Origin of the sequence: Nonlabens sp. (genome assembly GCF_965657255.1) — a bacterium.
GTDB lineage: Bacteria > Bacteroidota > Bacteroidia > Flavobacteriales > Flavobacteriaceae > Nonlabens.
This window is the reverse complement of sequence record NZ_CBFHNM010000010.1, coordinates 1-11,011: the sequence shown is the minus strand read 5'-3', so window position 1 is coordinate 11,011 and position 11,011 is coordinate 1. Positions and strand designations below refer to the sequence as shown.

Annotated in this window: 9 protein-coding genes and 1 pseudogene; 2 read left to right on the top strand and 8 right to left on the bottom strand. The window is 34.1% G+C overall.

What is annotated here, in order from left to right:
• Positions 1-24: 24 nt before the first annotated feature.
• Complete coding sequence (locus tag ACTF54_RS11175) at positions 25-201, top strand: hypothetical protein (protein ID WP_347197560.1); 177 nt, start codon at positions 25-27, stop codon at positions 199-201.
• A 306-nt stretch (positions 202-507) separates the two neighbouring features.
• On the opposite strand, the gene ACTF54_RS11170 is transcribed toward ACTF54_RS11175, so the two are convergent.
• The 5 genes from ACTF54_RS11170 to fumC all read right to left on the bottom strand — a co-directional run bounded on the left by ACTF54_RS11170 (position 508) and on the right by fumC (position 5,954).
• Positions 508-732, bottom strand: a complete 225-nt coding sequence (locus ACTF54_RS11170; protein WP_438969369.1) for a hypothetical protein — start codon at positions 730-732, stop codon at positions 508-510.
• 499 nt (positions 733-1,231) lie between these two features.
• Positions 1,232-1,990, bottom strand: coding sequence for an ABC transporter ATP-binding protein (locus tag ACTF54_RS11165; RefSeq protein ID WP_347197558.1), 759 nt, complete (start codon positions 1,988-1,990; stop codon positions 1,232-1,234).
• A complete protein-coding gene (locus ACTF54_RS11160; protein WP_347197557.1) occupies positions 1,990-2,997 on the bottom strand; it encodes an iron ABC transporter permease in 1,008 nt (335 codons plus the stop codon). The genes ACTF54_RS11165 and ACTF54_RS11160 overlap by 1 nt, the downstream gene beginning before the upstream one ends.
• Before the next feature lie 148 nt (positions 2,998-3,145).
• Entirely contained in the window at positions 3,146-4,336 is a 1,191-nt protein-coding gene (locus ACTF54_RS11155; protein ID WP_347197556.1) for an NAD(P)/FAD-dependent oxidoreductase, read from the bottom strand.
• Positions 4,337-4,559: 223 nt separating this feature from the next.
• On the bottom strand, positions 4,560-5,954 hold the full coding sequence (gene fumC / locus ACTF54_RS11150; protein WP_438969368.1) for a class II fumarate hydratase: 1,395 nt from the start codon (positions 5,952-5,954) through the stop codon (positions 4,560-4,562).
• A 746-nt stretch (positions 5,955-6,700) separates the two neighbouring features.
• Between fumC and ACTF54_RS11145 the strand changes: the two are divergent.
• Positions 6,701-7,054, top strand: a pseudogene (locus ACTF54_RS11145) (transposase); the annotation flags it as partial.
• A gap of 54 nt (positions 7,055-7,108) precedes the next feature.
• Here ACTF54_RS11145 and ACTF54_RS11140 read toward each other — a convergent pair.
• From ACTF54_RS11140 to ACTF54_RS11130, 3 genes are all read right to left on the bottom strand, one after another.
• Complete coding sequence (locus tag ACTF54_RS11140) at positions 7,109-9,076, bottom strand: DUF2075 domain-containing protein (protein WP_438969367.1); 1,968 nt, start codon at positions 9,074-9,076, stop codon at positions 7,109-7,111.
• A gap of 242 nt (positions 9,077-9,318) precedes the next feature.
• Entirely contained in the window at positions 9,319-10,188 is an 870-nt protein-coding gene (locus ACTF54_RS11135; RefSeq protein WP_100871389.1) for a cation diffusion facilitator family transporter, read from the bottom strand.
• Positions 10,189-10,349: 161 nt separating this feature from the next.
• The gene (locus ACTF54_RS11130) at positions 10,350-10,739 is read right to left on the bottom strand and encodes a hypothetical protein (protein ID WP_438969366.1); all 390 of its coding nucleotides are present in this window, start codon (positions 10,737-10,739) and stop codon (positions 10,350-10,352) included.
• Positions 10,740-11,011 lie beyond the last annotated feature (272 nt).

Genomic DNA, 11,011 nt, shown 5'->3' with positions numbered 1-11,011 from the left:
TCGAGAAGCCTTTATTTTTGTAATATGAATATAAAAGGCTCCATTTATCTTATAGCACTAGGTAGCGTGATAGTTATACTAGGTGCTGTAATGTATCTAACTGAAATAGTAGGATCAAAAGGAATGATTATCATAGGCTTTTTTGCAGAGCTTGTTGGTGTCTACTTTTATTGGCAAAATAAAAAGCGTCAAAAAAAGTAATAAATGTAAAACATCACTACCATGAGATATAAAGAAGCAGCTAGTTTATTTTTTGTGGAAAGGAGTTTTATTCATGGGTAAATAAAGTTTTCCTAGTTCATCATGAAGTAATCCTATCGACACGTTACCTAACCAGCTGGTTTGATAATTTAATTTATTATCGTTAGTAATTAAATGTAAACTTTAGGACATATATCATTAACTAAGGCAATAACTTTTTATGCTGTATGTTGATTATGAGCTCTTTTCTTTAAAGCTCGATAATAGACCTGTCTATTAGGCCTAAGTAGTTATAGGCACAAACTATTATTGTTTCTTTATGTTCTTCATTGAAGTTTTTGATGACTCGGGCTTGTAATTTTTTCTGATCTCAATGTCGTATTCCTTTTCTGCCATATCTACTAGCATATCAAAAATAATTACTTTCTTGTCTGCTCGCTCTGCTAGATGTTCAGCTCTTGCTTTCTGCTTTTCAAGCAGCTTAACTTTTGCTTCCAGTTCTATAACTCTTTGTTCAAGTGTTTTGGTCATGCTTAAAACGGATAGGTTTTCCTAATCAAAGGTACCATATTTACGAAGCCACGCAGTAATTGTTGATCTAGTTTTAATGCCATATTTTAAATGCGCATTGAATCTATCAAGTTGACCTGACTCAATTTCTTCTACTACTTAAAGCTTAAAAGAAAGCGAGTAGTCTTTTGGGTTTGTTTTACATAATCACTATTAAATGGTGTTTCCATTACACTAAAGTTTTAGTGTATCCCTATTTTAGGACGTGATACATTATCAAAATAAAAAGCCTTGAGAGATCAAGGTTTTTTTAATAGGAATATCTGATTTATGTGACTGGCCTTTAGTAATAGAATTATAATAAGCTTTTTGTTATGTAATTATACTATGTAATTGCTTACAATCTATCAATAAATTGATATCGAAACAAAGCTTTTTCCTTTGAAAAGGTAAAAAAGTAAAGAAGCAATAGCGATTTACTTAAAGGGTTTGACACGATGGTTTTAAAAGACTATAGACTTTATTCAAACCTAAAATCGACTTTTCCTTTATCAAAATTAACATGTGGTGATGGAAATATCTTTTGTAGCTCATTAGAGTTCATGAAATCCTGTGTAGAATTATGTTTGATATTTCTGTGATGAATGCTTACTATTTCATCACTTAATGCCATGGCTAGTTGCAGCTCGTGAGTAGCAAAAATTACCGTCTTATTATTTTTATGACAATAATCGCGTAGTAGCACCAGAAGATCTGCTTTGTGGTTGATGTCTAGATGACTTGTAGGTTCATCCATCAATATATATTGGGTATCTTGAACTATGGCTCTGGCAATTAATACACGTTGTAATTGTCCATCACTCAATGTTCCTGCTTTACGTTTTTCGAGTGATTTTAGGTCAAAACTTTCCAGTGTTTTATTAATGATGGCGTGGTCTTCATCGGCCAGTTTTCCTATATAATTCGTGTACGGCGCACGGCTTAATTCTAGTAATTCTCTTACACTTAAGAAATAACTGAAAGCTCTTTCGGTTAATACGATAGAGATGAATCTCGACCTTTCTTCTGCGCTATAATCGTTCCAGTTTTTGTCTTCTAGTTTGACTGTTCCATCAATAATATGCTGACCACTTGCGACGGCTCTTAAAAATGTTGATTTACCAGATCCGTTTGGTCCTATGATGGCTATGAGTTTCGCTTTCGCGAAAGCGAGATCACCTTCCATTTGTGCCACAACACAATGACCATATCCTACCTGTATGTTTTCTAATTGTATCATTAAAAGTGTAGGTTACGTTTTCTCATGATCAACCAGATAATAAGCGGCGCGCCTAACAATGAAGTAACAGCATTAATAGGCAAAGAATAACTTGAAAACGGTAATTGTGATACCAAATCGCAAAAAAGTAGGAGCGTGGCGCCTAATAAAATAGCCATAGGTATTAAAATTTTATGATTCACTGTAGGTAAAATTAATCGTGATAAGTGTGGTACTGCAAGTCCAATAAAGGCTATAGGACCTGCAAAAGCCGTAATACTACCGGCCAAAATACTGGTAATGATAATAATAATCCAGCGAGTTTTTTTAATGTTGATTCCAAGACTTAATGCATAGCTTTCACCTAATAATAAAGCGTTTAAAGGCTTGATGATCCAAAACAGTAGAACAATCACAATCAAAAATAAAAAGGTGATAATCAATAAATCATCCCAGTTAATATTCCCTAAACTTCCTAAAGACCAGAACACATAGCGTTTCAGCTCTTCACTGCTACTGAAGTAACTTAGAATACCTACAATTGCACTGCTTAGACTTCCAACCATAAGACCTACAATCAATAATCCCATGGTGTCCTTTATTCTTAAGGACATCAAAATAATTAGTAAGAGAACAGCAAGACTTCCTACAACACTTGCGGTGATAATTCCTATTCCAGATATCACACCTAATCCAAAAGCGGTTGCTCCCATAATTACTAGGGCAACGCCTAATCCTGCACCACTAGAAATACCTAAAACAAATGGTCCTGCCAGCGGATTCTTAAATAAGGTTTGCATCAATAATCCTGCAATAGCGAGTCCTGCGCCTGTGAGCACAGCCATAATGGCTCGTGGTAATCGCAGTTCTGTAACGATATAACGCACTGTCTTACCTGTTTGTGGGTTTTTAAGTCCTAAAATGGCATCTAATACTTGACCAGGCTCAATGTAAACCGTTCCCAAACAAACATCTGCAATAAAGAAGACGATGAGTAAAATGAATAGTATGAGAAATTGTTTTTTCAATGGGTTTTTGAACTCGTTTTGATTCGGCTACGAATATAATATTCTGAAATAGATTGTGAGAGAATCATAGCTTCCGTTTGTGAAATTGAAAAATTTTATAATAATTGAATCAAATTTCATTGTTCAAACATAATTTGAAGTGGGCAAATCAATAACTTTCCTCATTCAAATAAGCGCCTAAAAAACTTCCCATACTCATACAGCCTTGTAATAAATAACCACCAGTAGGCGCATCCCAATCTAGCATCTCACCTATACAAAATTGATGGGGTAATTTTATTAATTCATAATTTTCAGTAATCGCGTTCAAAGAAATACCACCAACGGTAGATATGGCCTCATCAATAGTTGCTGAACCAGTTATTTCTAGCGGAAATTTTTTAATGAACTGAGATAAAGTGGTGTTATTTAAATATTGATCTTTACTCAAGTATAGTTTTAATAAATCAATTTGTGCAGCAGTTAATCTGAGTTCTTTTTTAAGAATACGCGTTGTATTGCTATAGATAGATTGTTCTATTTTTTCTTGTATACGTTCAAGGCTTAAAGAAGGTTTGAAGTCAACATAGATCAATGCTTTGGAAGAAGTATGAAGTTGCTGCCTTATTTGCGGACTCAAACCATAAATAGCATTTCCTTCTAATCCAGATTTTGTAATCACCGCTTCACCTTTTTGTAAATATTCATTACAATAGATCGCAATGTTTTTTAATGGTGTTCCTTCATGACCTTTGATGAAATCACCTTTCCAGTGGATGTCATACGCACAATTAGAGGCTTGAAACGATTTGGTTTTAATTTCTTTTTTTGAAAATACATCTAACCAGTTTCCAGTAGAACCGGTTACTTTCCAACTGGCACCACCTAAACAAAAAATGGTGTAGTCTGATGCTATGGCTGTATCATTTACAATAGGTTGATTCTGTTCATTCCAGCCAGTAAACCTATGCTCGTAATTGATTTTTACACTTTTTTCTTTCAGGTGTTTTAAAACAGCCTTCAGAACTTCTATAGGTTTGATTCCTTTTTTTGGATAGACTCTTTTGCTACTTCCTATGTATGTTGGTATTCCTATTTGATCCAACCAGTTTCTAAAATCCACATTATTAAAATGGAGTAGGGCAGCTTCTAGAAAATTATGAGGTGTATATTTTTGAACCAGTTGCTCCATAGATTCTGAATGAGTCAAATTAAAACCACCTTTTCCAGCAACTAAAAATTTACGACCAGAAGTTTTATTCTTTTCGTAGATAGTGACTTTAAACTTTTTTGGATCTAAGATTGCAGCAAGCATAAATGCCGATGGTCCACCACCTATAATTGCTACCTTTTTTCTCATGGGGCAAAAGTAGGGATACTATGATAAAACCTTTGTTTTATTTGTGAAATACATCTTTACATAGATAAAAATATAAGCTACATTTGATTATCAGTACAATTTAAGCATAATAGAATTCTAACAAGTTATTAATGAATCTCGCTTTCGCGAAAGCGAAACAACAATCATTAAAAAAGCCACATCAAAAAATGATATGGCTTTTACTATTTGTAGTGATCATGGATTATCTATGACCTACCATATCTTCTGGTTTTACCCATTCGTCAAATTCTTCTGAAGTCACGTATCCTAAGACAAGGGCGGCAGCTTTAAGAGTTGTTCCTTCTTCATGAGCCTTGTTTGCAATCTCGGCAGCTTTATAGTATCCTATTTTAGTATTTAAAGCAGTTACCAGCATCAATGAATTATCTAGTAAAGATTTAATCGTTTCTTTATTAGGCTCAATTCCTACGGCACAATTCTCGTCAAAACTTCTACAAGCATCACCGATCAATTGAGCACTTTCTAGAACTGCAGCAGCCATTACTGGTTTAAAAACGTTCAATTCAAAATGTCCTTGCATGCCACCTACAGTAACGGTCGTATCATTACCCATCACTCGAGCACAAACCATAGTAATCGCTTCTGCCTGTGTAGGGTTTACTTTTCCTGGCATGATAGAACTTCCTGGCTCGTTTGCAGGAATAATCAATTCACCTATTCCAGAACGTGGACCACTAGCTAACATTCTGATATCATGTGCAATTTTATTAAGAGAAACAGCGATTTGTTTTAATGCGCCATGAGTTTCTACCAAAGCATCATGTGCTGCGAGAGCTTCAAACTTATTGTGAGCCGTTACAAATGGTAATTCTGTAAATTGAGCGATATAGTCGGCTACTTTTACATCATAACCTTCTGGAGTGTTTAAACCAGTTCCTACCGCAGTACCACCTAAAGCCAGCTGACTTAAATGAGCTAATGTATTTTCTAAAGCAATAATTCCATGATCTAATTGAGATACATAACCAGAAAATTCTTGTCCTAAGGTTAAAGGCGTTGCGTCCATTAAATGAGTACGACCTATTTTTACAACATCTGTAAACTCAATAGACTTATTGTGTAATGTGTTACGTAATTGCTTGATTCCAGGAATAGTGTCTTCCACCACTTTTTTATAACAAGCAATGTGCATTCCTGTCGGGAACGTATCATTAGAAGACTGTGATTTATTTACATCATCATTAGGTTGTATCGTTTTATCGCCTTCACCTATAGTTTTTCCTGCTAGCTGGTGCGCACGATTTGCAATCACCTCATTCACATTCATATTAGATTGTGTACCAGATCCAGTTTGCCAGATTACTAATGGAAACTGGTCATCATGTTTTCCTTCTAGAATTTCATCACAAACTTGTGCTATTAAATCACGTTTTTCTTCTGTTAGAACACCTAGATCACAATTGGTATAAGCTGCAGCTTTCTTTAAATAAGCAAATCCATAAACGATTTCTAGCGGCATACTTCCAGCAGCACCTATTTTAAAATTCATTCTAGAACGTTGTGTTTGTGCACCCCAAAGCTTATCTGCTGGGACTTCAACGTTACCCATTGTATCTTTTTCTATTCTATATTCCATGTGATAATTTTTTTTACAAATATAAAACCTAGAAGTAGTTTACACTTATGGTTAAGGATAATTATAACATGATGGATACGTGTTCCGCTTTCGCGAAAGCGAGATCCTTACCATCTTCTCAAAGAATTAAAGGCATTTTAGGTTGTAACCGGCGTTATGAACACATTTTTGTTGATAAATGCGCGCCAGTCATTGAATTATTAAATTGTAGTCTTTATCTTTGCATTCAAATAAAGAGAGACAATGTTCGAATTTGATCAATACTTAGGCTTTTTAGCATTTTTAGCAATCTTAACGATAGGATTTTGGTTAATGATTTTTTTAACCGGTATCATTCCTTACTGGATCACTGGTACATTGTTAGAAAAAAGAAAATTGAAAAAAGAAGCAAAAAGAAAAGAAGAAGAAAGTAATTCTTAATCTTTTTAATTTTATATCATATGAACCGTTTAGAATTCTAGACGGTTTTTTTTGCTTTAAATTTCAAATTAAAGAGATAAAAAAAACCTTAATAATTCTATCTCATAATTGAGATTTTTTATCTCAGTTTTCTATTTTAAAGCGTTTTTATATCCGGATCAATTGGGTTGGGTTGATAAAGAAATCTTCTTTATCTATGTTTTCTCTGAAAAATTCTAAAACCTCATTTTCAGATTTGAAATCGGTATTTCTCAATTTATTATTGACCTCAGAAAAGATAATGTAGGCTTCCCTAAAAATGTAGGCTTCCCCAAAAAGGGGAAGCCTACACTAGCGCTGCAGAATTATGTAGTTATGCCGGATTAACACCTGTGATAAGAAAGAGTGGCACCAGCGTAAACGGACGCGCCAGAATCAGTAAAATAGGTAATCAAAAATTAAGAAACCTATTATTTATGTACAGTTTTAACGCGTGCAAATACAACAAGGCCTGTAGAGAAATTTATGAACGAATTGTTGCGACTTGTCTCCGACGAGTGAGGCACGATCGAGAGGAAGACACGAGCAAAAAACTAGCCCTAATCGCGGTCTGTAATAAGCTCTTAAAACAAGCCTTTGCCATTGCAAAATCAGGACTCATTTATGATGATTCGTACAGAAGTTCTTTAGTGATAAAATAAAGTAGATTTTACTTGTTTTTTACCACAGTACTTTGTTGTGTTTTCGTGTTTTATTTATTCAATTTCCTTTATTCCAATTTCCTTTAAGTATTCAAAAGTTCTGTCATAAAATTCCTTGGGTCTCGTGTGGTCAAGATCACTACTCTCGGGAACAAATATTACCATACCTTGTCTTGCTCTGGTTAGAAGAACTCGGTAAGTGTTTTTCAGGTATTCCTTGTCAATTTCTTTGTTGATATTTTGCCATTTAGTCCCTTTAAAATTCTGATATTTCCAATCCGTGTTATTCATATAGAAATTACCACCCCAAGCAACACAAGCCCAATCTATTTCTAGTCCTTGAATATCAAATTCTGTAGCTACTTCCTCTAAGAAATAAGAAGAACGAATATCTTGGCTATTATTAAGGAACCAACTGGGTGCAGATATTTCATTTTTTACGTCAATACCTAATGGCCTAAGTCGTCTTGCACCAGACGAACTTATTAATCCAATCCTTTCACTTCCCTTGGCTTTAAGTCTAAGCCATTCTTTTGCTTTTTCAAGATTTCGAGTTAGAACTATTGGATATAAATTTTCTATCTCAGAGTATATGCGTTTTGAGTTATCAATTTTCACATTGAGTAACTCGTGTATGAAATTAGACAGTTGTTCTGATCTAAATGATCTTACAGATACTGCAAGATGTAATTCGATTTCACTTATTCCATTACCAATTAACCATTTTCTTGATTCTTCGGATTTTAAGTAATTATCGCTTTCCAATATTGAGCTCGAATAATGAATGTCCCAGTCAGGAAAATGATTCTTTAGTGAACTCACCCATTCTTCCAATCCTGCTTCACCTGTATTTATTTCTTGTCCGCCACCAATTAAACAAACTATAGTGCACCAATCAGAATGTCTATTCATTACATCAATCAGAAATTCGGGTTCGGATTTGTTAAAATCTTCAACTCCCTTTTTTCTTTTCATGAATGAACTTACTTGGTCGTTTGTCCAAGCTCTTTGAGCTTCATCAAAAACCACAACCTTTTCTATTGGTGCTTTATCTGAAAGTAAATTATCATCTCGAAAGTGATGAATGTTTTGAATGAAAGCATTTGCTTTAATTGCAGCCTGCTTCTTGCTCAGCTTTTCGCCATATTCTTTTGCCGTTAACACTTCATCTCTTGTTAACGCTTCTCTTAAAACATCAACTAACGGTCCGTTACCAGATAAAAAAACTGCATGTTCATCTTCATCAGTTTTCATTCTTTCTACCGCTATATTCAGACCTGCCAGGGTTTTTCCCGCTCCAGGAACACCGGTCACAAAACAAATTGATTTAATTCCTTTTGATTTTGATTTATCAATGACGGAATTAATGCACTCTGCGGTTTTAGACAGATTAATGGTTCCTGAGTCTGATCTAGTTATTTCTTTGACATTATGTCCCTTGTACAGAGCTTGAGCGGCTTCTACGATTGTAGGTGTTGGTTTATAAATAGAGTTCTCCCAATATTCAATATCAATAGATTTACTGTTGTCCTTTAAATATAGTTTGAGTGTCTCGGCTAAACCAAATCGATTAGATTTAGCGGCAGTTTTATGGGCTAGAACCTGATTATTCTGTTCAGCAACACTTGCTGCATTTGTGGCAACCAAAACTGGTATGAGCTTAATATCGTGGCTTCCTTCGTGGAAGTTTTTCAAATCAATGGTATAATCAATTACTTGTTCAATTGCATGTTTTTCATAACCACCGTCACCAACTTTAAATTCTATTATGAAGGCAACACTATTAATGATTACGATATTATCAACTCGCTTACCCATTCTTGGAATAGCAAACTCAAAATAAATTTGACCATCAAATTCAGTTAATTGATTTTTAAGAATCGTGATTTGTTTACGCCATGCATTTACTTGTAACTCTTCAAGAGTTCTGTTGCTATGATTGGCGGTTAATTCACCCAGAATACTCGAATCAGGATCTAGTAAAAAGTCTTGTATGTTATTCGAGTAATAGGCTCTTCTCATATATGGTCTTCTTGATTATTTCGGTTTGTTCGCATGAAACACAACGGTCGAGTATATGAAAAGTAGCGCTGATTTGCACGCTATCCATGCGGTTAAACTCAAGTCGAATTTTCAAATTTTTCTATTTTTTTTCTTTTCTCAAATAGCCAAATTTAAAAATTTGGCGACCTCGAAAAAATGTGCGAACCTCTGTGTTAGCAACTGCTCGCGCTATTTTTTATATACATTGTTGTGTGCTGCCTTTATTCATTCGGTTCAATATGAATTAGTACGTGTCCTAAATTCGGTATTTTTTCTCGTAAATAGTCCTTTAATTTATGTGCAATATCGTGCCCTGATTTTACTGTTATTTCACTATTTACAATTGCGTGTAAATCAACGTGATATTTCATTCCTGATTTTCGAATGAAACATTTTTCAGTATCCAAAACACCTTTAACTTCTATTGATTTTTCTCTAATTTCAAGTATTAGGTCTTCATAAAGTTGCTCGTCCATAACTTCTCCTAAAGCTGGTCGTAAGATTAAATAACTATTATATAAGATAAATGCGGAAGCAAATAATGCAGCCCAATCATCTGCTGTTTCATAACCTTTTCCAAATATGATTGCTATTGAAATTCCGATAAATGCCATTACCGAAGTTATTGCATCACTTCTATGATGCCAAGCATCTGCTTTTAGGGAAGAACTATTCGTTTGTTTACTTTTCTTAATTACGATTTGAAATGAGATTTCTTTCCAAACTATTATTAGACCCAAAACAATCAAAGTCCAAGATTTCGGGATTTTATGTGGTGTTTGAATGTTTAGGATACTTTCATAAGCGATTATTGTGGCAGAAACAACAAGAAAAGCAACTACTCCAAATGTAATTAATGGTTCAATTTTTCCGTGTCCATAGGGATGATTTTCGTCTGCTGGTCGTTTTGCATATTTAAAACCTAATAAAACTAAAAATGAAGCAAAAATATCAGTTGTTGATTCAATCGCATCTGCAATTAAAGCATAAGAATTCCCAAAAAATCCTGCAAGTCCTTTTATCAAAGCCAACGCAGTATTTCCAATTATGCTGAAATAAGTTGTTCGTATTGCAGTTTGTTCGTTATTCATTCGTTTTTTTTAGGTTGCACACAACGGTCTAGTATAAGAATAGTTGCGGGTTTACGTGCGAGGATTTTCCGAAGGAAAATCAGACGTAGTAAACTTGCAACGACCTTTGGTTAAGCCCAAAATTGAGCAATTATTTTTATACATTGTTGGCAAATCGTTTTTTATTTCCATTCAACATTTAGCTTTTTCAATTCCGTTTTTAACTCAGGTATTGATTTTTCATCAATCAGAAGTGTATTGATTGTTAATTCAGTTTTTCCTGTTTTCAAGATAATATCTCCAGCAAAATGTTTAATCAATTTGATTTCGTCGAGATTTATTTTCTTCCCAAATGGATAGTTTTCTTTAATAATTCCGTTTTCTATTGTCAGATAATTTTTCGTTTTCTGATTTATATAAATGATAAAATAAACTCCCGAGAGAAAAAACCAACCGAAATTATACCATCTCAATTTTTCGTCAAAATATGTTTGGACAATTCCGTTAATCAACCAAACAATTCCAAGTATCAGATTAATATTCAACTGTTTTTTCTTATAAGGTATTTTCATTTTTCAAATGTTTGCCAACGGTCTTGTATATGGCTCGTAGCGTGTAAATTATGAAAATATTTTCGGATTGAGCACGAGCCGAATTTTTTAATTTTTCTTATTACCTTTTTTCTCAATAAGCCAAATTAAAAAATTTGGCGGACTGGCAAATATGCATTAACTTCATTAAAGCAACTGACTAGCTATGAGTTATATACGTCTTAAGTTTGAATCTTATTACATTTAGATATAAATAAGAAAGAACAAAAGAGAGGAATAAGGTTATTATATAC

Excerpts from the sequence above, each read along its gene's own strand:
- ACTF54_RS11175 (WP_347197560.1), top strand. The coding sequence starts at position 25 with ATGAATATAAAAGGCTCCATTTATCTTATAGCACTAGGTAGCGTGATA.
- ACTF54_RS11170 (WP_438969369.1), bottom strand. The coding sequence starts at position 732 with ATGACCAAAACACTTGAACAAAGAGTTATAGAACTGGAAGCAAAAGTT.
- ACTF54_RS11165 (WP_347197558.1), bottom strand. The coding sequence starts at position 1,990 with ATGATACAATTAGAAAACATACAGGTAGGATATGGTCATTGTGTTGTG.
- ACTF54_RS11155 (WP_347197556.1), bottom strand. The coding sequence starts at position 4,336 with ATGAGAAAAAAGGTAGCAATTATAGGTGGTGGACCATCGGCATTTATG.
- fumC (WP_438969368.1), bottom strand. The coding sequence starts at position 5,954 with ATGGAATATAGAATAGAAAAAGATACAATGGGTAACGTTGAAGTCCCA.
- ACTF54_RS11140 (WP_438969367.1), bottom strand. The coding sequence starts at position 9,076 with ATGAGAAGAGCCTATTACTCGAATAACATACAAGACTTTTTACTAGAT.
- ACTF54_RS11135 (WP_100871389.1), bottom strand. The coding sequence starts at position 10,188 with ATGAATAACGAACAAACTGCAATACGAACAACTTATTTCAGCATAATT.
- ACTF54_RS11130 (WP_438969366.1), bottom strand. The coding sequence starts at position 10,739 with ATGAAAATACCTTATAAGAAAAAACAGTTGAATATTAATCTGATACTT.